The following is a 24,715-nucleotide window of genomic DNA, read 5'->3' as shown; positions in this document are numbered from 1 at the left end:
GCTTGGCATGTCCTCGCTGATCGGCATAATGATGTTGGTGGGCATCGCGGCCGGCTACTCGACCTTCGAGCAGCTCTGGCCGCCGAGAAGGAGCGCGACATGAGCCGCTTCGAAGCATTGCTCGTCGCCGCCCGCAGACCGGCGCGGCCCACCATCAAGATATCGGCCGGCATGCCTCGACCAAGCGGTCGATTGCCCGCGCCCGCAACTCCAGCGAAAGATCATTCAGTCCATGTCTATCCAGCCTAGCCCGTCTTTGCAGCCGGCACGCCGTCTGGCGCCCTGGGCCGCGATGTTCGCATCCGCCTTTCTGCTGGCGGCCTGCTCGCAGGAGAGCAGCGCCCCCGCAGGCATGGGCGCGCCCGGCAAACCGGAAGTCGGCGTCGTCACCCTGCATCCGCAATCGGTGGCGATCACCGCCGAACTGTCGGGACGCACGGCGGCCTCGCTGGTTGCCGAAGTGCGCCCGCAGGTGAACGGCATCATCCAGCAGCGCCTGTTCAAGGAGGGCAGCGAGGTGGCGGCTGGACAGCCGCTCTACCTCATCGATCCGGCGAGCTACAAGGCGTCCTACGACAGCGCGGTCGCCGCACAGCAGAAGGCGGAAGCGGCGGTGCCTACGGCGCAGGCCAAGTTCGACCGTTATGCCGGCCTGTTGAAGCAGAACGTTGTTTCCAAACAGGATTATGACGATGCCGCCGCCACGCTGGCGCAGGCGCAAGCCGATGTCGCCTCGGCCAAGGCCAGTGCCGAGACGGCGCGCATCAGCCTCGACCGGACCTCCATCACGGCACCGATCGCCGGGCGCATCGACAAGTCCACGCTGACGCCGGGCGCGCTGGTGACCGCGAACCAGGACACGGTGCTGACCACCATCCGTGCCCTCGATCCGATCAATGTCGACGTCACGCAGTCGAGCACCAACCTGCTCAATCTGCGGCAGGCGATCTCGGAAGGGCGGCTGAAGTTCAGCGGGCCCAATGTCAGCGTGAAGCTGAAGCTCGAGAACGGCACCATCTACACGCAGACCGGCAAGCTGGAATTCGCCGGCGCCAATGTCGACCAGACCACCGGCACCTTTGCGCTCAGGGCCGAGTTCCCCAATCCCGACCGCCTGCTTCTGCCCGGCATGTATGTGCGGGCACTGGTCGAGGAGGGCGTTGCCCAGAACAGTTTCCTGGTGCCGCAGCGTGCCGTCAGCCGCAACACCAAGGGCGAGGCCACGGCGATGGTCATCAACGCGCAGGGCAAGGTCGAGACGCGCGTGCTCGCCGTGCGCAACAGCGTCGGCAACAACTGGCTGGTGGATTCGGGTGTCGGCGACGGCGACCGCGTCATCGTCGAGGGCATGCAACTGGTGCGCCCCGGCGGCGATGCGACGGGTGTCGAAGTGACGATCGACGAGACGACCGGCGAGGTCAAGGACCGCGGGCAGAGCACTTCCGCCGCACCGGCCGCGTCCAATGCGGCGAAACCGGCGCCTGCCGCCGCGACCGGGAACTGAGCGATGTCACTATTCTTCATCAACCGGCCGATCTTCGCCTGGGTGATCGCCATCGTGATCATGCTGGGCGGCCTTCTGGCACTCACCACGCTGCCGATCTCGCAATATCCGCAGATTGCGCCGACGACAGTCAACATCAGCGCCACCTATCCGGGCGCCGACGCGCAGACGGTCGAGAACTCGGTGACCAAGGTCATCGAGCAAGGCATGACCGGTATCGACAATCTCGACTACATGACGGCGACGTCGACCTCGACCGGTTCGGCCTCGATCACGCTGACCTTCACCACAGCGGCCGATCCCGATACCGCCCAGGTGCAGACGCAAAACAAGCTGCAGCTGGTGCAGTCGCAGCTGCCGCAGGTGGTGCAGAGCAACGGCATCACCGTCTCCAAATCCTCGACCGGCTTCCTGATGGTCATCGGCTTCGTCTCGACCGACGGCAAGATGAACTCGACCGATCTCGCCGACTATGTCGACGCCACCGTCAACGACACGCTGAAGCGCGTCGAGGGTGTCGGCTCGACGCAGCTGTTCGGCTCCGGCTATGCCATGCGCATCTGGCTCGATCCGGACCAGCTCGCCAAATATGCCCTGATGCCGAGCGATGTGGCGACCGCCATCGAGGCGCAGAACACGCAGGTTTCGGCCGGCCAGCTTGGCGGCCTGCCGGCGCGCAAGGGCCAGCAGCTCAATGCCACGGTGACGGCCAAGAGCCGGCTGCAGACCGCCGAACAGTTCCGCAACATCATCCTGAAGAGCCAGACCGATGGCTCTCTGGTCCGCCTCAACGATGTCGCCACCGTCGAGCTCGGCGCCGAAAGCTATACGACGCAGGCCAATTACAATGGCAAGCCGGCGGCCGGCGTCGCCGTCAATTTGGCGACCGGCGCCAACGCCATCAACACCGCCGAAGCGGTGCGTTCGACGATCGCCCGGCTGAGCTCGACCTTCCCGCAAGGGGTCGAGGTCGTCTATCCCTACGACACCTCGCCTTTCGTGCGGCTGTCGATCGAGGAGGTGGTCAAGACGCTGGCCGAAGCGATCGTGCTGGTGTTCCTGGTGATGTTCATCTTCCTGCAGAATTTGCGCGCCACCATCATCCCGACGATCGCCGTGCCGGTGGTGCTGCTCGGCACGTTCGGCGTGCTGTCGCTGTTCGGCTATTCCGTCAACACACTGACCATGTTCGCCATGGTGCTGGCCATCGGCCTCTTGGTCGACGACGCCATCGTCGTCGTCGAGAATGTCGAACGCGTGATGCAGGAGGAAGGCCTGTCGCCGAAGGAGGCGACGCGCAAGTCGATGCACGAAATCACCGGCGCGCTGATCGGCATCGCCACGGTGCTTTCGGCCGTGTTCGTGCCGATGGCTTTCTTCGGCGGCTCGACCGGCATCATCTACCGGCAATTCTCGGTGACCATCGTCTCGGCGATGGTGCTGTCCGTGCTGGTCGCCCTTGTGCTGACGCCCGCACTTTGCGCCACCATCCTGCGGCCGCCCAAGGACCATGCGACGCAGACCGGCCCGTTCGGCTGGTTCAACCGTGTCTTCGACCGCGGCACGCTTGCCTACCGCGACGGCTCGCACGGCATCATCAACCGATCCTGGCGCTTCCTCGTCGTGTTCCTGGCCATCGTCGTTGCCGTGGGCTGGATGTTTGCCCGGCTGCCGAGCTCGTTCCTGCCGGAAGAGGACCAGGGCATCCTGATCACCAGCGTGCAGCTGCCGGTCGGCGCGACGCAGGATCGCACGGAGCGCGTGCTGGCAGAAGTGACCGACCATTATCTCAACCAGGAGAAGGACGTCGTCGACGGGGTGTTCACCGCCTCCGGCTTCGGCTTCGGCGGCGCAGGGCAGAATGTCGGCATCGCTTTCGTGCGGCTGAAGGATTTCGACCTGCGCAAATCGCCGGCTTCCGCCGCGCAGGCCATCGCCGGCCGGGCGATGGGCGCGTTTTCGAAGATCAGGGACGCGCAGGTCTTCGCGCTCGCGCCTCCCGCCATCCAGGGCTTCGGCAACACCAACGGCTTCGACTTCTACCTGCAGGACGTCAACGGCGCCGGCCATGACGCGCTGATCCAGACGCGCAACCAGCTTCTGGCCCTGGCCGGGCAGAGCAAGGTGCTCGCCAACACAAGGCCCAACGGCCAGGAAGACCAGCCGCAATTCTCGGTCGACATCGACCAGGAGAAGGCCAGCGCGCTGGGCGTCAGCCTGGCCGACATCAACAACACGCTTTCGACCGCCTGGGGCAGCGATTACGTCAACGACTTCATCGATCGCGGGCGGGTGAAACCGGTCTATCTGCAGTCGGACCCGAACTTCCGCATGCAGCCGGAAGATTTGGACAAATGGCAGGTCCGCAACGCCAGCGGCGCCATGGTGCCGTTCTCTGCCTTTGCCTCCAGCCACTGGACATTCGGCTCGCCCAGGCTGGAGCGCTACAATGGGTCGGCGGCGGTCGAGATCCAGGGCGCGGCGGCCACGGGCGTCAGCTCGGGTGCCGCCATGGACGAGATCGACAAGCTCGTCGCGCAACTGCCCGCCGGCTATTCGCACGAGTGGACCGGGCTGTCGCACCAGGAGAAGCTTTCCGGCAACCAGGCGCTGTCGCTGTATGCGATTTCGGCACTTGTGGTGTTCCTGTGCCTGGCCGCACTTTATGAGAGCTGGTCGATCCCGTTCGCGGTCATGCTGTCGGTGCCGATCGGCATCTTCGGCGCGCTGCTGGCGGCCAGCCTGTTCGGCCAGTCCAACGACGTTTATTTCAAGGTCGGCCTTTTGACCACGATCGGTCTCGCCGCCAAGAACGCCATCCTCATCGTCGAGTTCGCCATCGAGCGGCAAGCCGCCGGGATGGGGCTGGTCGAGGCGACGCTGGAGGCGGCGCGACAACGGCTGCGGCCGATCCTGATGACGTCGCTGGCCTTCATCCTCGGTGTGCTGCCGCTGGCGATCGCCAGCGGTGCGGGCTCGGGCGCGCAGAACTCGGTCGGCATCGGCGTGATGGGCGGCATGATCGCGGCGACGGTGATCGGCGTCTTCCTGGTGCCGCTATTGTTCGTCACGGTGCGGCGCATCTTCAAGGGCAGGGCGGCCAAACCAGATACGGGCGAGACGCCGGTGACGGCCACCCAGCAATAAGGAAACTTCACATGACAGGTTTGGAACGTGGCTCGGTGGCCGCGAGGCGGCTTCTTGCGCCTATGCTCACCGCTGTCCTGCTCGCGGGATGCGTCGTCGGTCCGGATTATCAGACACCGATAATGGCAATGCCGGCGAATTGGAGCGGCCAGAAGCCGACAAAGCCTGCCCAGCCGGCACGACTGTCAAAATGGTGGCAGCGGCTACGCGATCCCGAGCTGAACACGCTTGTCGAGGAAGCGGTTGCCGGCAATCTCGATGTCGCCACCGCCAAGGCAAAAATCCGCGAGGCGCGCGCCAGCTATCGCCAGAGTGCCGGCACATTGCTGCCTTCGGCCGACGGCTCCGGCTCGGCCTCCCGCAACAAGTCGGCCGAGACCACATCAGGCTCTGACGCCACCTACAGCGAGTACCAGGCCGGCTTCGATGCAAGCTGGGAGCTCGACCTGTTCGGCGCCAACCGGAGGGGCGTAGAGGCCGCGCGCTACGGGCTGAACGCCTCGCAGGAGGAACTGCGCTCGACGCTTCTCACCCTGGTCGGCGATGTCGCTTCCTATTATACCCAGGCGCGCGGCTACCAGGCCCGCATCGCGCTCGCCCGTCGTTCGGCCGCGTCGCAAAGACAGACCGCCGAACTTACCCGCACCATGGCGCAGGCGGGCACGGCGACCGCCGCCGATGTCGCCAAGGCAATGGGTCAGGCAGCGAGCACCGAAGCCGCCGTTCCGACGCTGGAGGCAAGTTATGCGCAGGCCGTGCATCGTCTCGCGGTGTTGGCCGGCCGGCCGCCTGCCTCGCTCAACGAGCGGCTGAAGCGGGTCGCGCCCATTCCTGCACCGCGCCTGCCGATGCCCACCGGAATTCCCGCCGACCTCCTGCTATCGCGGCCCGATTTGCGCATGGCGGAGCGCCAATATGCGCAATATACCGCCAAGATCGGCCAGGCCGAAGCCGCCCGCTATCCCTCGGTCAGCCTGACGGGAGACATCAGCACGGCGGCGCTGAAGCTTGGCGATCTCGGCAAGAATTCGTCGATCGGCTGGTCGTTCGGGCCGACGCTCAGTGTGCCGCTGTTCAATGCCGGCCAATTGCAGGCGGCCGTCGAGGTCGCCAAGGCGCAACGCGATCAGTATTTCATCGCTTACCGGTCTTCGGTGCTGACGGCGCTCGAGGATGTCGAGAACGCGCTGGTGCTGTTGTCGCAGGAGCGCATCCGGATCGGCAAGCTCGCCTCGTCCGCGAAGTCCTATGGCGAGGCGGCAAGTCTCGAAGGCACGCTCTACAAGGCCGGCGAGACAAGCCTCCTCGACGTGCTCGACGCCCAGCGCTCGCTCTATTCGGCCGAGGACTCGCTGCTGCAAAGCCGCGTCCTGCTGGCGACCAACTACATCGCCCTCAACAAGGCGCTCGGCGGCGGCTGGGATGGCGCGGTCGACAGCGCCAAGCCGGAGATCGTCGACGTCAAGACCGGTTCACGGCTGGCGTCGAAGCCGGCCTCCTGAGGCACTCTCAGGCAGCGGCGTCAATTCGGCAGACACGCCGCCATCGCCGATGCGGGGCGTGAAAATGCGGACTCCATGTTTGGCGATGGCGGGGTGATCGCATCGCTGTTATTGATGGTGCCACACAGCACAGGCGCCGCAGATGACATCCGATACACAGAAGGCCGAAGCGGTCGGGCAGCTGCTCGAAACGCCGGACCTTGCCAGCGCGCTCGAAAGCGAACAGTTCAAGAAGTTCCTCGACCAGGTGCCGATCGCCATTGCCGTCTCGGACCTGGGTTCGAAGGAGCGTGTCGTCTATGCCAATCCGGAATTCGAGAAACTGTCCGGCCTCAAGGCGGCGACGCTCGCCCGGCAACACTGGGCGGCGCTTTCCGGCACCGGCCTGCACAAGCAGAAGGACCGGCCGCTGTTCGAGGCCGTGGTCGAGGACACCGATTTCATCGGCACGTTCCGGCTGGAGCGGAAGGAAGGCCAACCGACTATCGTCGACGTCTATTCCAACGTCATCGAGGACGACAATGGCAAGGCCTGCTTCCGGCTGGTGGCGCTGGTCGACGTTTCGGCCCATGGCGAAACCGAAGATGCGCGATCGATCGACGAGCGCATCCGCGAGAAGGACACGCTGCTGCGCGAACTCCAGCACCGGGTGAAGAACAATCTGCAGATGATCACCGCGCTGATCCGGATGGAGACGCGCAACGCGGCCGAACCGGACCAGAAGCGTTTCGAGAGGCTGGCGGGGCGCGTCGATGCGCTGGCGATCCTCTACCAGACGCTGTCGGGGGACGATGGCAAGGATGAGGTCGATCTTGGCGTCTATCTCAGCCAGATCGCGTCGGCGGTCATGAACTCGCATGCGGTCGAGGGCATCCGCCTCGACATGAAGGTCGACACCTATCCGGTGTCGATCAATGTCGCCATGCCGACCGGGCTGGTGGTGAACGAACTTTTGACCAATGCGCTCAAGCATGCCTTCCAGGGGCGCGACGGCGGTACGATCACGCTGCACAGCATCGTTGACGGCGATGGCTGCCGCATCGTGGTCGCCGATGACGGCATTGGCCTGCCGGACGGCGAGAGCTGGCCCAAGCGCGGCAAACTCGGCGCGCTGATCGCCCGCTCGCTGACCGAGAATGCCAAGGCGGAGTTCGACGTGACGTCGAGCGCCGGCGAGGGCACGCGGGTGACCATCCTGTTCAAGCGCTCGGCTGCCACCGCCGCTTAGCGCGCGCGGGAGCCAAACGGCATAGGTTCTCCGCTTGGCTGATCTTCGACCTACTCATGCCGGCCTTGCCTTCCCCGCTATCTCCCTTCGCGTCAATGCCCCTACTCCAGCGGCAGGGGAGGGTGAAACCCAGGTGCATCGACGCCAGTCGCAAGCCGCGCTTTGCCGTGCTTGACAGGCTTAATTAATTTATTAACATTAGAAAATAATAGGGAGGAAGAATGGGCGCGCACCACGGAGCGATCCTGCGAATCCTGCGCGACGACGGTCCGCAGTCGCGCGCCGAACTGGCGCGGCGCACCTCGCTGTCACCCACCGCCCTGACCCATCTGACGGCCCATCTCCTGCGGGAAGGCACCGTGGTCGAGCTCAACCAGGCCACTGCCGGCGATGCACCCGTCGGCCGGCCGGCGATCGGCGTCGCGCTGGTGCCCGACGCCCTGTCCGTGGTTGGCGTGCACATTGGCGCGGGAACGATCGACGCGACCATCACCGACCTCAGGGCCGCCTCGAAAGCCATGGCCTCGCAGCATTTCGACACCGCCACCAGCGAACCCGCCGCGGTGATCGGCATGGTGGTGCGGATCGTCGAGCAATTGATCAAGAAGACCGGAGTCGACCGTTCGCGCCTGATCGGCCTGGGGCTCGGCGTGCCGGGACCGGTGGACACCAAGCGCCGCCGCAACCTGCAGTCGGTCAATTACGACTGGAAGGATGTGCCGTTCGCCGACGAACTCGAAACGGCGCTGCGCATGCCGGTGGTGGTCGAGCACAATGTCAGCGCGATGGCGCTGGCGGAATCGCGCTACGGCATCGGGCGCGACACGACCGCGCTGCTCTACATCTATCTGCGCACCGGCCTCGGCGCCGGCCTGGTGATCAACGGCATGCCGTTCCGTCCCGGCGGCTACGGGGCCGTCGAGCTCGGTCATGTCCAGGTGGTCGAGGATGGCGAGCGTTGCGCCTGCGGCAATGTGGGCTGCCTGGAGACATTCCTGTCCGAACGCGCGCTGGCCCGCGCCGCCCATATCGACACGCCTCATCCTAGGCGCCTGCTGGCCGCGGTGGAGAAATATCCCGACGTCTGGAACGCGGCGCTCCGGCATCTGACGACGGCCATAGCGACGGCGACCAATTTGCTCAATCCCGATCTGATCGTCTTTGGCGGTCACCTGGCCGAAGCCCCGGAAAGCTTCATCGATCATATAAGGCGGGGCGTTCCGCCACGCGTCCTGCCGCCGATGCGCGACGTGCTGCGGGTCGAGCGGTCGAGCCTTGGCCCAGGTGCCGGCGCCATCGGTGCTGCTGCGGCGGCGCTCGACCATTTTTTCTATTCGGGGGTGTCGCGATGAGCGAAGCGTCGAAGACGACACGCTCCGGCGGCGGCTCGAACGAGGATCGGGGTATCGACTATCGCGGTCTCGCGCTCAATCTCTGCGGTCTCGTCGCCGGCATCGCCATCTGGTGGGTGTTGACGGCGGGCGGCGCGGTGGGCCTGCCGCCACCGCCACAGGTTGCGTCCAGGTTTATCGATCTGATCGCAAACGGGCAGCTCGCCACCGACATCATGTCGAGCCTTGCTCGGGTGATGACCGGCTTTCTCCTCGGCGTCATCCTGGCGATCCCGGTCGGCTTCGTCATGGGCTGGTACAAGGTCGCGCGCTCGCTTATCGAGCCGTATCTGCAGTTCTTCCGCATGATCCCGCCGCTGGCCATCATTCCGCTGGCGATCGTGACGATGGGCATCGACGAGACGCCGAAGGTCTTCGTCATCTTCCTGGCGTCCTTCCTGGCCAGCGTCGTCGCCACCTATCAGGGCGTCATCAGCGTCGACAAGACGATGATCAACGCCGCGCGCGTGCTCGGCGCCAAGGACATGACCATCTTCCTGCGCGTCATCATTCCCGCATCGACGCCGTTCATCCTGGTCGGCGTGCGCATCGGCCTCGGCTCGGCCTGGGCGACGCTGGTGGCCGCCGAACTGATCGCCGCGCAGACCGGCCTCGGTTTCCGCATGCAGCAGGCGCAACTCTACTACGACCTGCCGACCATCTTCGTCAGCCTGATCACCATCGGCCTTCTCGGCCTTGCCATGGATCGCATCCTTTTGGTGATCGAGCGCCGGCTGACCGTCTGGCAGGAGCGCGTGTGATGCCGCCCAAGATCGTCTTCGACAACGTCACGCGCCGGTTCGACCTCAAGGACAATGCCTTCGTCGCGCTTGACCGGCTGTCGCTCGACATCGCCGACGGCGAATTCGTCACCGTCGTGGGTCCGTCCGGCTGCGGTAAGTCGACCGCGCTCAACATCGCGGCCGGCCTGCTGAAGCCGAGCGAGGGCACCGTGCTGGTCGATGGCAAGGCGGTCGAAGGGCCGGGTCCGGAGCGCGGCATGATCTTCCAGCAATACGCGCTGTTTCCCTGGCTCACCGTGCGCCAGAACGTCGAGTTCGGGCTGCGCATCAAGGGCGAGGGAGCTTCGCGCCGCCGGCAGATCGCCGAGCGTTTCATCGATCTCGTCGGCCTTGGCGACTTCGCCGACGCGCTGCCGAAGACGCTTTCGGGCGGCATGAAGCAGCGTTGCGCGATCGCCCGGGCCTATGCGGTCGATCCCTCGATCCTTTTGATGGACGAGCCCTTCGGGGCGCTCGACGCACTGACCCGCGTGCAGCTCCAGGACCAGTTGCTCGACACCTGGAGCCGGGAGCGGCGCACCGTGATGTTCATCACCCACGATGTCGACGAGGCGGTCTACCTCGCCAACCGCGTCATCGTCATGGCGGCGCGGCCCGGCAGGCTGAAGGAGATCATCGAAGTCGGCCTGCCTTACCCAAGAACCGAGGAAATCCGGCTTTCGGCGGAGTTCATGAGCATCCGCAACCGCGTCTGGCAAGCCGTTTACCACCAGTAACAGTGACAGGAGGAGAGTATGGTGACACTGACAAGACGTAACCTCATCGCATCATCGGCGGCACTTGCCGCGTTCGCTGCCTCTGGCATCCGTGCCGGAGCGGCGGGAACGGCGGCACGCATCGGCTACAACGGCGACTTCTGGGGCGCCAGCGTGGCCGGCGTCGCGGCCGACCAGGGCTTCTATGCCAAGCACGGCGTCGATGCCGATATCAAGGTCTTCACCAACGGCCCCATCCAGGTCCAGGCGCTTGGCGCCAACAGCCTGGAATTCGGCTATCTCGGACCGGGCGCGCTGTGGCTGCCGGCGAGCGGCAAGGCCAAGATCATCGCCGTCAACGATGTCGGCTTCTCGGACCGGGTGATCGCCCAAGCCGGCATCACGTCCATCGCCGGCCTCAAGGGCAAGAAGGTCGCGATCGCGGCCGGCACCTCGGGCGACATGCTGTTGCGGCTGGCGCTGCGCAAGGCCGGTATGGCGATGACCGACCTCGACATCGTGCAGATGGACCCGAGCACCATCGTGGCGGCCTTCGCCTCCAAGCAGGTCGACGCGGCCGGCATCTGGTATCCGTTCGTCGGCATCATCCAGAAGAGCGTTCCCGATCTGGTGGAGCTGGCCAAGAACGACGACTTCTATCCGCAGACCACATTTCCGAGCGTCTTCATTGCCCGCAACGATTTGGTCGAGGGCAATCCCGATCTCGTCCGCAACGTGGTGCGCGCCATCAAGGACGCGCAGGATTTTCGCGCCGCCAACCAGGACAAGGCGATCGAGATCACCTCCAAGCTGCTCGGCATTCCTGCCGACCAGCTGAAGACGGAAGCCGGTTATGGCCGTTTCATGACCTCGGCCGAACTGATCAAGCTAACCAAGGACGGCACCGTGAACGGCTGGTTCTCGACGATGAACGACCTGTTCAAGACCTTTGGCAAGCTCGAGACCTCGCTCGATCCCAAGGACTATTATCTGGGCGATCAATACATTTCGGCCTGACGGCCTTCTTGAAATCGCCCCTTGCAAATCGCAAGCCCCGGCAGCGAACCGGGGCCTGTTTCCTGACAATCACAGCAGCGACGAGCCATCCATGAACGTTCTCTACATCGACATCGACAGCCTCAGACGCGACCACCTCGGCTGCTACGGCTATCATCGCAACACCTCTCCCGTCATCGACAGCCTTGCCGGCGAGGGCATCCGCTTCGAGAACATCTATGTGTCCGATGTGCCTTGCCATCCGTCGCGCACGGCGCTGTGGAGCGGCCGCCACGGAATGCGGACCGGCGTGGTCGGCCATGGCGGCACCGCCTGCGAGCCGTTCCGCGAAGGCGCCGAGCGAGCCTGGGCCGGCACCTTCTACGAGGAAGGCTGGATGCGGGCGCTGCGCGATCTCGGCTACCACACCACGACCATCAGCAGTTTTGGCGAACGGCATGGCTGCTGGCATTGGTATGCCGGCTTCAACGAGATCATCAATCCGGGCAAGGCCGGCATGGAGAACGCCGACGAGGTTTCGGGCCTGGCGATCGACTGGCTGAAGCGCAATGGCTCGGCAAAAAAATGGTTCCTGCACGTCAATGTCTGGGACCCACACACGCCCTATCGCGCGCCGGACGCTTTCGGCGACCCCTTCGCCGACCAGCCGCCTCCCGACTGGATGACCAGGGCGGTGTTCGAGAAGAGCCATGCCGGCTACGGCCCGCACAGCCCGCAGGAACCCTCGGGCTTCGACGTCGAGCCGGGGGGATCGAAATACCGGCGCATGCCGTCGCCGATCAGCGACATGGACACCGTCAAGGCCTGGTTCGACGGCTACGACACCGGCGTGCTCTATGCCGATCATCATGTCGGTCTCATCGTCGAGGAGTTGAAGCGGCAAGGCCTGTTCGACGACACGATCATCGTCATCGGCGCCGATCATGGCGAAAACCTCGGCGAGCTCAACGTCTGGGGCGACCATCAGACGGCTGACGAGTTCACCTGCAACGTGCCGCTGGTCATCCGCTGGCCCGGCGCCGAAGACATGCGCGGCGTCAATGGCGGCCTTCATTATCATTTCGACTGGGCCGCCACGCTGATCGACCGGCTCGGCGGCAACGTTCCGGCGCTTTGGGACGGGCGCTCCTTTGCACCGGCGCTCGCCGCGAAGGAGGAAGGTGGCCGCGATTTCCTGGTGCTGAGCCAGGGTGCGTGGGCGGTACAGCGCGGCGTGCGGTTCCGGCTCGGCGGGGCGGACTGGCTGATGCTGCGCACCTACCATGACGGCTACAAGAATTTCGGCCCGGTCAGCCTGTTCAATCTGAGCGAGGATCCACATGAGCAGCACGATCTCTCAGGCTCCCGAAGCGACGTCGTCGATCATGCCAGCCGGCTGCTCGAGGACTGGCGCAGCGCCATGGCCGTGCGCAGCGACAGCGATGTCGACCCGCTGGTGACCGTGATGCGGGAAGGCGGGCCGTTCCATTGCCTTGGCGAGTTGCCGGCCTATCTCGAAAGACTGCGCCGTACCGGCCGCACCGATGCGGCAGCGGCCCTCGAGCAGCGCCACCCGGCACCGCCGCCACGGCGCAAATCCCTGAACTGACCGGCCAGCGGCACCTGGCCGTGCCCCAGCAGCCAGTTGCCGCTGCCTCACGACAGGCCGGCCGGTTCACCCTATCTCCATGCCGCCGGTCGGGTTTGGACCCGGCGATATGGAGGATGGGATCACGTGACATCGATGCCGATTGCCCGTCGCGAAGCGGCGCCCTTGCCGGTCGCAGCACTGATGGGCGCCATGGTGTCGATCCAGATCGGCGCCACCTTTGCCAAGGGCCTGTTCCCGCAGATCGGCGCGCAAGGCACGACGACGCTCAGGCTGGTCATCGGTGCGCTGATGCTGATCGCGGTGCTGCGGCCCTGGCAGATGCGGCCCTCGCGTGCCACCATGCCGTGGCTGGTCGCCTATGGGGTGACGCTCGCCGCGCTCAACCTCCTGTTCTACGCAGCGCTGGTCAGGATTCCGCTCGGCATCGCGGTGGCGCTGGAGTTTACCGGCCCGCTTCTGGTGGCGACCTTGAGCTCGCGGCGCGCCAGCGACTTTGCCTGGATCGCGCTGGCGGTGGCCGGCATCCTGCTGCTGTCGCCCTTCGTTCATTCCCTAGCGCCGCTCGATCCGATCGGGGTGATGCTGGCGCTGGCGGCCGGCGGCTTCTGGGCGCTCTACATCGTGCTCGCCCAGAAGGCCGGCGCGGAGCTTGGTACCCGCACCACTGCCTACGGCATGGCCATCGCCGCCGTGCTGGTGCTGCCCTTCGGTGTCGCCCAGGCGGGAACCGCGCTGCTGGTGCCGTCGATCCTGGTCAGCGCGCTGCTGGTCGGCCTGTTTTCCAGCGCGTTGCCGTTCTTCCTGGAGATGGTGGCGTTGACCCGCATGCCGGCGCGCATCTACGGCACGCTGACCTGCCTGGAGCCGGGGCTGGGTGCACTGGCCGGCTTCCTGTTCCTGCATGAAAGCCTGACCGCAACGCAACTGGCCGGGATCGCAGCCGTTGTTGTCGCCGCCTTCGGCACGGCGCTGACATCACGGCCGCCAGTACCATCGCCGGAGTAGTGGAACGATTCGTCGGCACTGGGTATTTTTCGAGTAATCCCAAATTCAACCGCCAAATCCACGAAATTAAGCCAATCCTTGTCCAGGACGGCACTGAAATTGTCGCCTGGCGCACAAGTATTTCCGGCTCTGGACAGACCGTGATCTGGTCCCATACGGTGCGTGTCGAAATGAAGACGCGATTGTAGAAAAAGGCCGGTCGTCCCTTGCAAAAGAACGTCTTCTCGTCGGCGGATTTGCCGCCGCATCTGGATCATCGTGCGCGGTTCGCGCTCTGGCAGGACATCCACGTCGCCGAGATATGGTCGGTCGAATACACGATTTCGGAGAGACTGTCGTTCGAAGCCGCGATCGAAGCGACGGCTGTCGGGTCGCTGGTGCTTGGGCAGATGGCCGGGACGATACGTCATGCCAGCCGCAAGGCGGGCAACATCGCCGCCGACGGTCGCGACGGCTATCTGCTACTGGTCAACAATGGCGATACGGTGCTCAGCGGTACGCAGATTGGCCGCGATTATCACGTCGGCAAAGGCGAGGCCGCACTGGTCTCGGCTTCGGAAGCGTTGCAGATGACCGGCGGCGACAGCAATGTCTGGGCCAATGTGGTGCTCCCCCGTGCCGTGCTGGAAAATGCCTTTGCTCATATCGAGGATCGGCTGGCGTTGACCGTCGGAGCCGACAATGAGGCGCTCGGCATGCTCAAGCGCTATTGCAGCTTCCTGGAAGCAGGCCCGGCCCTGGTCTCGCCCGACCTCATCGGCCACGCCACCGAAACGATCGTCGACCTGATCGGCCTGGCGACCGGCGCCAAGGGCGAAGCGGCCGAGCTGGCGGGCCTGCGCGGCCTGCGCGCGGCAAGGCTGCAGGCCATACTGCAGAAGATGCGGGACAATTTCGCCGACCCCGCCATTTCGGCGCAGAGCGTTGCCGGGCAGTTGCGGCTCTCCGTTCGCTATGTCCATGACCTGTTGCAGGAAACCGGGGTGAGCTTTGCCGAGCGCATTCTCGAACTGCGTTTGCAGAGAGCCCATCGGATGCTGTCCGACAGGCGCAACGACCGCATGCGGATCAGCGAGATCGCGCTGCTCAGCGGCTTCTCCGACGTGTCCTATTTCAACCGCTGCTTCCGCCGCCGTTTCGGCTCGACACCGGGCAGTGCCAGGTAGTTTCGCCGACCGCCAACCCGCCGGATACACGACATGCCAATCGACTGAGGCCGAATGGCCACACCAGCCGGGAAAGCGCTGCGATGCTTTCCCCGACAATTCGGGTGCGGCCCAGCCCAAGACGCAGCCGGCGGACAATGCAACACCGGATTTCTCGACAACAGCTGGATCTCCGTAGGTCATTTGTGCGGCGGGGAAGCAACATGGGGCGGCAGACAACAATGAAAATTCTTCTTCTCGCAACGGCCATCATTCTCGCGCCGGCCGGCATGGCATGCGCGGCCGACATCAATGAGGCTTCGCCTGTCGCCTCCACCTATGACTGGTCCGGACTCTATGCCGGCGTCGACATCGGTTACGCGGCCGGAAATTCCAATCTGTTCATCGCCGGCGGCGGACTGGGCGGGACCACCGATCTCAATGTCTCCACCGATCCGAACGGGTTTATCGGCGGCGTCCATATCGGCGCCAATTACCAGATGGAGAACAGCTTCGTGATCGGCGCCGAGGCCGACATTGCGTATGGCAACATAGATGGGCTGACGGCCCTCGACGCCGGCGGCGGCGGTGTCACCACGCTGCTCAAGAGCGAACTCAAATGGCAGGGGTCGGCACGGCTGCGGGCCGGCTATGCTTTCGATCGGACCTTGCCCTACATCACTGCCGGCGTCGCCGCGGCCAAGTATGAGCTTATTGCGGTCAGCGCCGGCGGTCCGGCCGCCGAAGTAACGCTCCACAGCGACAGCCATGTCGGCTGGACCGTTGGCGCCGGCATCGAGCACGCCTTCACCGACAGGTGGATCGCTCGAGCTGAATATCGCTACTCGGATTTCGGCAGCCAGGACCTCTCGGTGGCCGCCGGTCTGCCTACCGAAACGCATGTCGATCTGCAGACGCAGGATATCCGGGTCGGGCTCAGCTACAAATTCTGACCTGTCGTCTCTGAACAAACCCCCGCGCTTTTTTCGCGCGGGGCGAGGCAATAGTTTCGGGATAGCAAACGATGAAAACCATCCTTCTCGCCACGGCCTTCATCCTCACGCCTGTCGGTATGGCGTCCGCAGCGGACACCAGTGAAGTCTTGCCTGTCGCGGCCACCTACGACTGGTCCAGCGGCTATATTGGCGCGCATGCCGGATATGCCTGGGGGAACGCAAGGGCAGGGCAAGTCTTTGCCCCGGACAGCTTCGACAATTACGGCTGGGGCTACAGTCCGTCCGGTGGTTTCGGCGGTCTTTATGCCGGCTACAACAAGCAGTTCGACGGTGGGCTGGTTCTCGGCATCGAGGGCGACTACAGCTTCGCAAGCGTGAAGGACACGACGCTCTATCGGGCGCTCGGCATCGATGACCCGGCCTTTGGCGGCGAGCTCAAGATGGAGTCAGTTGGCTCCGTGCGCCTGCGGGCCGGCTATGCGATGGACCGCTGGCTTCCCTTTGTCACCGGCGGCCTGGCTGTGGCAAGCTACAAGCACACCACCACCGACATTCCGGGCGGTCCCTATGCCGACGTGAAGGATACCGTAACGGGCTATACGCTGGGCGCCGGCGCCGAATACGCCGTCACCGACAATTGGGTGGTTCGCGGCGAGTACCGGTTCGCCGATTTCGGCCGCCACGACTCCCTGCGTCACGCGTTCGTCAACGGCGCTCCCCTCAATCCCGACGAGATCGAACTGACGACGCATGATGTCCGGATCGGCGTCGCCTATAAGTTCTGATCGTTGGAACTGCCGAGCTCCCCAAGCGGGCTCCGCGGGGGAGGTCGGCAGCTTCGGTGTCGCTCTCTAGATCAGCTTCTCCAGTGTGATCGGCAGATCCCTGATCCTCTTTCCAGTCGCATGGAACACCGCGTTGGCAATCGCCGGCGCCACGCCGACAATGGCCAGTTCGCCGACGCCCTTGCCGCCGAGCGGCGAGGAATGCAGGTCGGGGATGCCGACCGAGATCACTTCGATGTCGGGGATGTCGGCGTTGGTCGGCACGAGGTAATCGGCGAGGTTGTTGTTGACGATGCGGCCGTGGCGGCGGTCGACGATGCCTTCTTCGAGCAGCGCTTGGCCGATGCCCATGATGATGCCGCCCTTCCACTGGCTTTCGGCAAGCTTCGGATTGTAGAGCCGGCCCGAATCCAGCGCCGACACCACGCGCGATACACGCACCGTGCCGAAATCCTCGTCGACGCGCACCTCGATGAAATGCGCGCACCACGAGTGGCGGGAATAGTCGCCCTCGGTGTGCGGCAGCGCCATGGCGATGGTGGTGTAGTTCTTGTAGCGATCCTCTGGCGTCGAATTGGCCGGCATGGTGTCGCCGGTCGCTTCGATGTGGTCGCGGCCGACGCTTTTGAGCAGGTCGGCGATCGAGACATCGGGACCGTCGCCGCGCGGCGAGGCTATGCGGCCATTGGCGACGACCAGCGTGTTGGCCTGCAGCGTGTGGAAAGGCGAGCGCGGATCGCTGATGGCGAGACCCACCAACTGGTCGAGCGCCGATGTCGCCGCCTTGTAGACGGCGCCGGTCATGACGCCGGCCAGCCGCGAGCCGCCAGTGACGCCGGCGCGGGGAAAGCGGGAGTCGCCGAGTTTCACCACCACGTCGTCGGCTCGCACGCCGAGCGTTTCGGCGGCGGTCTGCGCCAGGATGGTGTAGGTGCCCTGGCCCATGTCGATCGAGGAGCTCTCGACCTCGACCGAGCCGTCCGCCAGGATGCGCACGATCGCTTCGCCATAGGCGCGCCGCACCGGATAGGTGCCGGCGGCGACGCCCCAGCCGATCAGCTGGTTGCCTTCGCGCATCGAGCGCGGTTCGGGCGAGCGCCTGGACCAGCCAAAGCGCTCCGCGCCCGCGGCAAAAGCCTCGCGCAACTGTCTGGTCGACCAGGCTTTCTTGGCATGCGGGTCCTGTTCGGCATAATTTCTCAGCCGGATCTCCAGGGGGTCGATGCCGATCTCGTAGGCGAGTTCGTCGATGGCGCTCTCGATGCCGAAGGCCGAAGGGTTTTCGCCCGGCGCGCGCATGGCGCCCGGCACCACCGAATTGACCCGCACGACATTCTGCCTGGAGGAGAAATTCGGCGTCGCATACATGATCGAGGTGACCGATCCCAGCGGCTCGACCCACATGCCGTCGATGGATGTCTCATTGACGCCGCGATGCACGATCGACTGGATTTTCCCCTGCGCGTCGGCGCCGATCGTCACCGTCTGGCGCGTCGCGGCGCGGCCGCCATAGCCGGTAAAGGTCTGCGGCCGCGTCATCACCAGGCGCACCGGCCGGCCGAGCATTTTGGCGGCACATGCGGCCACCGCGCCATGGCTCAGCGCCAGCGCCTTGGAGCCGAAGCCGCCGCCAATATAGGGCGAGACCAGCCGCACATTCTCGAACGGCACGTCGAACCATTCGGCATAGGTGCGGGCCATCCCGTCCAGCCACTGGCTCGGCTCCCACACGGTGAGATGATCGCCTTCCCAATGCGCGATCAGACCATGCGGCTCCATCGGCGCCTGGTACTCGCGCGGCGTGTTGTAGGCGGCACAGATGCGGACCGGTGCCGACGCGAAGGCACCTTGCGCATCGCCCCATTCCTTGGTCATGGCGTCGATCGGGATGCCGTCGCCGGCCTTGCCGTCGCTGAGGTCGACGATGGCAGACGTCTCGTCATAGCTGACCTTGACCAGTGCTGCTGCCGCGACTGCCTGTTCGAAGGTCTCGGCGACCACGGCGGCGACATGCTGACCCGAAAAGGTGATGTCGCGCGCGAGCGGGCAATAGGGTTTGTCGGGCGGCGGCGTGCCGAACCAGTCCGCCGCGGTTTTCAGGCTGATGATGGTGTCCGGCGTCAGCACCTGCAGCACGCCGGGCGCCGCCTCGGCGGCAGTGGTGTCGATCGCGCGCACCTTGCCGGATGCAATCGTGCTCTCGACCAGCACGGCGTAGGCGAGGTCTTCGAGCTGCTGCTCGACGGCGTATTTCGCCGCACCACTGATCTTGGCCGGGCCGTCGACGCGCGACAGCCGGCCGCCGACGGCTTCGGCAAAAGCGCCGTCGGACGCATCCCCATGCCTGATGTTGTGAACGGTCATGCCGTCTCTCCCAATCTGAGGATGGCGCGAGCGACGACGCGCGGCGCCAGGTCGATCTTGTAGTGGTTGGCGCCATGGTCGACGGCGGCTTCGACGGCGAGCAGGCTCGCAGCCCGCACAGCGTCCGCCTCCAGCACCTTGCCCTTCAGCGCGTCCTCCACGGCTCGCGCCCGCCATGGCTTCGGCGCGACGCCGCCAAGCGCCACGCGCAAATCGCGGATCGTTCGGCCGTCGGCTTCGAACTCGATGCCGACAGCAGCACTTGCCGCGGCGAACTCATAGGACTGCCGATCGCGGATCTTGAGATAGGTCGAACGCCCGGCAGCGGCCGAGCCGGGGATTTCGATCGCGGTGATCATCTCGCCCGGTTCGATCGCATGTTCCCTATCCGGCGTGGTGCCGGGCAGCAGGAAAAAATCGTCGACCGGGATCTGGCGCTCGCCCAGATGCACGATTGCGTCGAAGGCGACCAGCGCCACGGCGAGGTCGCCCGGATACATGGCGATGCAGGCCTCGCTGATGCCAAGCACCGCATGGCCACGGGTAACGCCGCCGATCGCCGAACAGCCAGAGCCGGGCTCGCGCTTATTGCAGGCAGGGAAATTCGCGGGATCGCGGAAATAGGGGCAGCGCGTGCGCTGCATCAGATTGCCGCCGATGGTCGCCATGTTGCGGATCTGCGCGGAAGCCGCCTGCCACAGGGCTTCGGAGACGGCGGGGAAGCGGCTCTTGATGTCGGCATGGTCAGCGACATGGCTCATCCTGGCCAGCGCGCCGATGGTGGCGCCGCGTTCGTTCACCTCGATGCTGTTCAGTCCGTTAAGATGGGTGATGTCGACCAGCGTCTCGGGCTCGGCGATGCCGCATTTGGCGAGGTCGATCAGCGTGGTGCCGCCGGCGAGCAGCATGGCGCCGGGCAGGGCAGCCGCCTGGCGCGCGGCATCAAGCGAATTGGCGCGCACATACGAAAAGTCCCTCATGACTGGACCTCCAATGCTGCCTGGCGAATGGCGGCGACGATGTGCGGATAGGCGCCGCAGCGGCAGAGATTGCCGGCCATGTATTCGCGGATCTCGTCGTCGGAGCCGGTATGGCCCTCACGGATGCAGGCGACCGCCGACATGATCTGGCCCGGCGTGCAATAGCCGCACTGGAAGGCGTCCTGTTCGAGGAAGGCAGCCTGCACGGGATGCATTTCGCCCTCCCGTGCAAGCCCCTCTATGGTGGTGACGGTGCGGCCCTCGACTTGTGCGGCCAGCGTCAGGCAGGCCAGCACGCGTTCGCCGTCGACATGCACGGTGCAGGCGCCGCACTGGCCGTGGTCGCAGCCCTTCTTGGTTCCGGTCAGGCCGAGGCGGTCGCGCAAGGCATCGAGCAGCGTGACGCGCGGCTCGAGTTGCAGATCGTGATGACGGCCGTTGATATCGAGATGAACTGGGATCGTTGTTTTTGTCATGGGCGCCTGGCTCCAGTTGCTTGACGCGAAGTCGTTGATTTCATCTTTGGCAGCCGGCGGAGACTTGGCGCCGGCTGTGCGGCCCTTCGCTGGCGCTCCCTGCCATTCGGGCGTTCAGCCCCTTAAAAAGGTCCACTGGACCTTTTGATCCGCCTGTAGGCGGACCGGGCCTTCACCGTTCGTCGGACGGGAGCCAAGCAATTGGCTTCCCGTCCGCTAGGTGGACCACTCCTCACCCCAGCAGATCCTCGATGCGGATCGGAAAGCGCCGGGGCCGCACCCCGGTCGCATGCCAGACCGCATTGGCGATGGCGCCGGCCGTGCCGGTGATGCCGATTTCGCCGACGCCCTTGATGCCGAGTGCGTTGACGTGAGGGTCGTCTTCGTGGACCAGCAGCGCCTCGACCGACGGCACGTCGGCATTCACCGGGACATGATATTCGGCGAGGTTGGCATTCTGGATCCGGCCAGAGCGCCGGTCGGTGATGGCTTCCTCATGCAGCGCGAACGAGACGCCCCAGATCATGCCGCCATAATACTGGCTGCGCACCAGCCTGGGATTGATGACCCGTCCGGCGGCGAACGCGCCGACCAGCCTTGTGACACGGATCTGGCCAAAATCCGGATCGACCTTCACCTCGGCAAACACGGCGCCATGCGCGTGCTTGGCATAGGCCTCCTGAGACGCCGGGTCGGGAGCGCCCTTGCCGTGGCCCTCGATCTCGGTGAGGCCCGCGCGCGTGAGGATTTCGGCGTAGCTTTCACCGCGGCTTTCATCGTCGCGCCGATAGAGGCGGCCGCCGCGCGCCAGCACGCCTTCATTGCCGGCGCCGTAGAGCGGCGAGCCCTCGTCGCCGGTGGCGAGATCGGCGAGCCTGGCGATGACGGCGGCGCCCGCATTGTGGATCGCCATGCCGGCCGTCGCCGTGTGGCCGGAGCCGCCGGCAATGCCTGCATTGGGCAGATCGGAGCTGCCGGCCCTGAAATCGACCTGGTCGATATCCAGTCCCAGTCCGTCGGCGGCGATCTGGGCGAAGGCGGTCCAGGCGCCTTGCCCCATGTCCTGAGCGCCGGTCTCCATCACGCCGCTGCCATCGGCTCTCAGCACCGCCCGCGCTTCGGCCTGGAACATGATCGCCGGGAAGGTCGCCGTGCCCATGCCCCAGCCGGTCAGGAAACCGTCGGCGTCGCGCATCAGCCGAGGCTGAATGGGGCGGCTCGCCCAGTCGAACGTCTCGGCCGCTTGCCTGTAGCATTCGCGCAGCGCCTTGGAGGAAAACGGCTTGCCGGTCATCGGCTCGACCTCGGCATAGTTCCGCAGCCGGAATTCCAGCGGGTCCATGCCGCAGGCGTAGGCTGCCTCATCGATAGCGCTCTCCAGCGCGATCGAGCCGGTGGCTTCGCCGGGCGCCCGCATGAACAGCGGCGTACCGGTATCGAGCCGCACCGCATCGTGCGAGGTGGCGATGGCCGGGCTGGCATAGAGTGTGTGCGAGGCATCCGCCGCCGGTTCGAAGAAATCGTCGAACGTGCTCGACGCGGTCTTGGCGTGATGGTCGAGTGCCGTCAGCCGCCCTTCGCCATCCATGCCCATGCGCAGCGTCTGGCGCGTCGGCGCACGGTGGCCGACCGGCCCGTACATCTGCTCACGCCGCAGCACCAGCTTGACCGGACGGCCGACAAGACGCGCCGCCAGGATGCCGAGCACCTGCGGCCCGGAGATCATGCCTTTCGAACCGAAGCCGCCACCCAGGAACGGGCTGCGGATGTGGACGTTTTCCGGCGCGATGCCGAACAGGCCGGCGATGCGGCCCTGCGCCATGGCAAGGCCCTGGCTCGGTGTGTCGATCGACAGTGTGTCGCCTTCCCAGGCGACGACGATCGCATGCGGCTCCATGGCGTTGTGGTACTGGGCCGGCGTCTCGTAGGTGGCTTCGATCCGCGTCTTTGCGGATTTAAGGCCGACCTCGACATCGCCCTTGTGCTCCACGGCCGGACCGCCGACGCCGACAGCACGCGGCACGAAACTTTCGGCGCCGTCGAGGCCAACGCGCGCCGGCATCACTTCATAGCGCGGCGACAGCAGCGCCGCCCCCTCGGTCGCCGCCTCCAGCGTCTCGGCGATCACCACGGCGATGCTCTGATTGGGGTAGCGGACCTGGTCGTTCTGCAAGAGGTCGAGCCGGAACATGAAGGGATGGTCCTTGGCGTCCGGATCGGCGGCGAGCGCTGGCCGGTTCTTGGGCGTCATCACCTCGACCACGCCCTTGTGTGCCTTGGCCGCCTCGACATCCAGCGCGGCGACGCGGCCGCGTGCGATGCTGCTGACCGCCAGCACGGCGTAGAGCATGCCGGGCGGATGGTTGTCGGCGGCATAGCGCGCGGCTCCGGTGACTTTCAGAAAGCCGTCGCGGCGGGTCAGCGGCTGGCCGATGCTGGAGCCTTGCCGGGCATGGGCGGGTTGCTGGTTGAGGCTGAGTTCAAGCGTCATGGCGCGCTCCAGGAATGTTCGAGAACGGGGAGGCAGGAAGGGCCGGCAGACGCTCGGGCGTTCCCGAAAGCGCAGACATCAGCGCCCTGACCACGATGCGGCGGGCAAGCTCGATCTTGAAGGCATTGTCGCCGGAGGGGCTGGCATCGGCCAAGGCGGCGTCCGCGGCGCCGGCGAAGGTCGCCTCGCTGGCGTCCGCGCCGAGCAGGACGGCTTCCGCCGAGCGTGCCCGCCACGGCTTAGCCGCGACGCCGCCCAGCGCCAGCCTTGCGGCGCGGATCTTGCCGCCGTCGACGACAAGCGCTGCTGCGGCCGATACGACGGCAAAGGCATAGGAGGTGCGCTCGCGGACTTTGAGGTAACGGGCATTGGCGGAGAAGGAGGCAGCCTCCGCCGGAAGGCGCACCGCCACGACCAGGTCGCCGGGCTCCAGCGCATTCTCCCGCTGCGGCGTTTCGCCGGGAAGCCGGTGAAATTCCTCCAGCGAAACATGGCGCCGGCCCTTCTTGCCTTCGATCTCGACCACGGCGTCGAGCGCCACCAGCGGCACGCAGAAATCCGACGGGTGGGTGGCGATGCAGGCGTCGCTCCAGCCGAGCACTGCGTGCAGGCGGTTTTCGCCGCCCAGCGCATCGCAGCCGGCGCCTGGCTCGCGCCTGTTGCAGGCGCTGGCTGTGTCGTAGAAATAGCTGCAGCGCGTGCGCTGCAACAGATTGCCGCCGACGGTGGCGGCGTTGCGAAGCTGCGCCGAAGCACCCGACAGCAGCGCCTCGGCCACCGCCGGATAGGATTTGGCGAACGCCGGATCGTAAGCAAGCTCGGCATTACGGACCAGCGCGCCGATGCGCAGGCCACCATCGTCCAGCCGTTCGATGCGGTTGAGCTCCGGCAGCCGGGAGATGTCGACGATGCGCTCGGGACTGGTGATGCCGCCTTTCATCAGGTCGAGCAGATTGGTGCCGCCGGCGAGATAGGCCGAGCCCGGCTCGGCTGCCGCGGCGATGGCGTCGGGAATGGTGGCGGGCCTGATGTAATCGAAGTCTCTCATGCCGCGGTCCTCCGGTCGGCTTTGACAAGCTGTTGCTGGGCTTCCAGAACGGCCTCGACGATGCCGCCATAGGCCGCGCAGCGGCATATGTTGCCGCTCAGCCCCTCGCGGATGCGTTCGGGATCGTCGCCGGCCTGTCCCTCGGCGATCAGGCCGAGCGTGCTCATGATCTGGCCGGGTGTGCAGAACCCGCACTGGAAGCCGTCATGGGCGATGAAGGCGGCCTGCACCGGATGCAGTTCCTCGCCGTTGGCGACGCCTTCGATGGTCAAGACCTGGGCGCCGTCATGGCTGACCGCCAGCGCCAGGCATGAGTTGATGCGCTTGCCGTCGACCAGCACCGTGCAGGCGCCGCATTGGCCGCGGTCGCAGCCCTTCTTGGTGCCGGTGAGATCGAGCCGCTCGCGCAGCAGGTCGAGCAGGGTTACGCGTGGATCGACCTCCAGTTGGTGTCGGTGGCCATTGATGGTGAGGGTAATGGGAAGGCTGGTCATGGGCGTCTGGCTCCAGTTGCTTGACGCGGATGGGATTGAACTGGTGCCTTGCCGCAGAAGGGCAAGGTAACCGTTGGGTCAGGTCTTGACGGC

19 protein-coding genes are annotated in these 24,715 nt (G+C 65.5%); 13 read left to right on the top strand and 6 right to left on the bottom strand.

Annotated elements, in window-relative coordinates:
• Window positions 1–232 precede the first annotated feature (232 nt).
• The 13 genes from M729_RS0103740 to M729_RS0103680 all read left to right on the top strand — a co-directional run bounded on the left by M729_RS0103740 (window position 233) and on the right by M729_RS0103680 (window position 16,769).
• Window positions 233–1,504, top strand: a complete 1,272-nt coding sequence (locus M729_RS0103740) for an efflux RND transporter periplasmic adaptor subunit (protein WP_013530682.1) — start codon at window positions 233–235, stop codon at window positions 1,502–1,504.
• A 3-nt stretch (window positions 1,505–1,507) separates the two neighbouring features.
• A complete protein-coding gene (locus M729_RS0103735) occupies window positions 1,508–4,651 on the top strand; it encodes an efflux RND transporter permease subunit (protein ID WP_027160788.1) in 3,144 nt (1,047 codons plus the stop codon).
• An 11-nt stretch (window positions 4,652–4,662) separates the two neighbouring features.
• Window positions 4,663–6,153 carry an efflux transporter outer membrane subunit gene (locus tag M729_RS0103730; protein WP_027160787.1) on the top strand — a complete coding sequence of 497 codons (1,491 nt, stop codon included), beginning with the start codon at window positions 4,663–4,665 and terminating at the stop codon, window positions 6,151–6,153.
• 142 nt (window positions 6,154–6,295) lie between these two features.
• Window positions 6,296–7,381 (top strand): histidine kinase dimerization/phosphoacceptor domain -containing protein, encoded by a 1,086-nt coding sequence (locus M729_RS0103725; RefSeq protein WP_027160786.1) that lies wholly within the window; start codon window positions 6,296–6,298, stop codon window positions 7,379–7,381.
• Window positions 7,382–7,602: 221 nt separating this feature from the next.
• Window positions 7,603–8,733, top strand: a complete 1,131-nt coding sequence (locus M729_RS0103720) for an ROK family transcriptional regulator (RefSeq protein WP_027160785.1) — start codon at window positions 7,603–7,605, stop codon at window positions 8,731–8,733.
• Entirely contained in the window at window positions 8,730–9,533 is an 804-nt protein-coding gene (locus tag M729_RS0103715; RefSeq protein ID WP_082827448.1) for an ABC transporter permease, read from the top strand. The genes M729_RS0103720 and M729_RS0103715 overlap by 4 nt, the downstream gene beginning before the upstream one ends.
• Entirely contained in the window at window positions 9,533–10,291 is a 759-nt protein-coding gene (locus tag M729_RS0103710; RefSeq protein WP_027160783.1) for an ABC transporter ATP-binding protein, read from the top strand. Before M729_RS0103715 ends, M729_RS0103710 begins: the two co-directional genes overlap by 1 nt.
• A gap of 18 nt (window positions 10,292–10,309) precedes the next feature.
• Window positions 10,310–11,287: an aliphatic sulfonate ABC transporter substrate-binding protein gene (locus M729_RS0103705; RefSeq protein WP_024501794.1), complete on the top strand. Its 978-nt coding sequence runs from the start codon at window positions 10,310–10,312 to the stop codon at window positions 11,285–11,287.
• Window positions 11,288–11,378: 91 nt separating this feature from the next.
• Complete coding sequence (locus M729_RS0103700; RefSeq protein WP_027160782.1) at window positions 11,379–12,875, top strand: sulfatase-like hydrolase/transferase; 1,497 nt, start codon at window positions 11,379–11,381, stop codon at window positions 12,873–12,875.
• Between the two features lie 126 nt (window positions 12,876–13,001).
• Window positions 13,002–13,883, top strand: a complete 882-nt coding sequence (locus tag M729_RS0103695) for a DMT family transporter (protein ID WP_032807978.1) — start codon at window positions 13,002–13,004, stop codon at window positions 13,881–13,883.
• A gap of 206 nt (window positions 13,884–14,089) precedes the next feature.
• On the top strand, window positions 14,090–15,049 hold the full coding sequence (locus tag M729_RS0103690; RefSeq protein WP_027160780.1) for an AraC family transcriptional regulator: 960 nt from the start codon (window positions 14,090–14,092) through the stop codon (window positions 15,047–15,049).
• 221 nt (window positions 15,050–15,270) lie between these two features.
• The gene (locus tag M729_RS0103685) at window positions 15,271–15,981 is read left to right on the top strand and encodes an outer membrane protein (RefSeq protein ID WP_027160779.1); all 711 of its coding nucleotides are present in this window, start codon (window positions 15,271–15,273) and stop codon (window positions 15,979–15,981) included.
• 71 nt (window positions 15,982–16,052) lie between these two features.
• Complete coding sequence (locus tag M729_RS0103680) at window positions 16,053–16,769, top strand: outer membrane protein (protein WP_027160778.1); 717 nt, start codon at window positions 16,053–16,055, stop codon at window positions 16,767–16,769.
• A 66-nt stretch (window positions 16,770–16,835) separates the two neighbouring features.
• Here the strand turns inward: M729_RS0103680 and M729_RS0103675 are convergent, their stop codons facing one another.
• The 6 genes from M729_RS0103675 to M729_RS0103650 form a co-directional block, all read right to left on the bottom strand.
• Entirely contained in the window at window positions 16,836–19,133 is a 2,298-nt protein-coding gene (locus M729_RS0103675) for a xanthine dehydrogenase family protein molybdopterin-binding subunit (protein WP_027160777.1), read from the bottom strand.
• Window positions 19,130–20,113 (bottom strand): xanthine dehydrogenase family protein subunit M, encoded by a 984-nt coding sequence (locus M729_RS0103670; RefSeq protein WP_027160776.1) that lies wholly within the window; start codon window positions 20,111–20,113, stop codon window positions 19,130–19,132. The genes M729_RS0103675 and M729_RS0103670 overlap by 4 nt, the downstream gene beginning before the upstream one ends.
• Window positions 20,110–20,589: a (2Fe-2S)-binding protein gene (locus M729_RS0103665; protein ID WP_027160775.1), complete on the bottom strand. Its 480-nt coding sequence runs from the start codon at window positions 20,587–20,589 to the stop codon at window positions 20,110–20,112. Before M729_RS0103665 ends, M729_RS0103670 begins: the two co-directional genes overlap by 4 nt.
• 232 nt (window positions 20,590–20,821) lie before the next feature.
• Window positions 20,822–23,080 (bottom strand): xanthine dehydrogenase family protein molybdopterin-binding subunit, encoded by a 2,259-nt coding sequence (locus M729_RS0103660; protein WP_027160774.1) that lies wholly within the window; start codon window positions 23,078–23,080, stop codon window positions 20,822–20,824.
• Complete coding sequence (locus tag M729_RS0103655) at window positions 23,070–24,128, bottom strand: xanthine dehydrogenase family protein subunit M (RefSeq protein ID WP_027160773.1); 1,059 nt, start codon at window positions 24,126–24,128, stop codon at window positions 23,070–23,072. Before M729_RS0103655 ends, M729_RS0103660 begins: the two co-directional genes overlap by 11 nt.
• Window positions 24,125–24,622: a (2Fe-2S)-binding protein gene (locus M729_RS0103650; RefSeq protein ID WP_013530705.1), complete on the bottom strand. Its 498-nt coding sequence runs from the start codon at window positions 24,620–24,622 to the stop codon at window positions 24,125–24,127. Before M729_RS0103650 ends, M729_RS0103655 begins: the two co-directional genes overlap by 4 nt.
• Between the last annotated feature and the right edge of the window lie 93 nt (window positions 24,623–24,715).

It is taken from the genome of Mesorhizobium sp. WSM1293, from assembly GCF_000513875.1.
GTDB lineage: Bacteria > Pseudomonadota > Alphaproteobacteria > Rhizobiales > Rhizobiaceae > Mesorhizobium > Mesorhizobium ciceri.
Note: the sequence above shows the minus strand (reverse complement) of the source record. Positions and strands in the feature narration are given on the sequence as shown.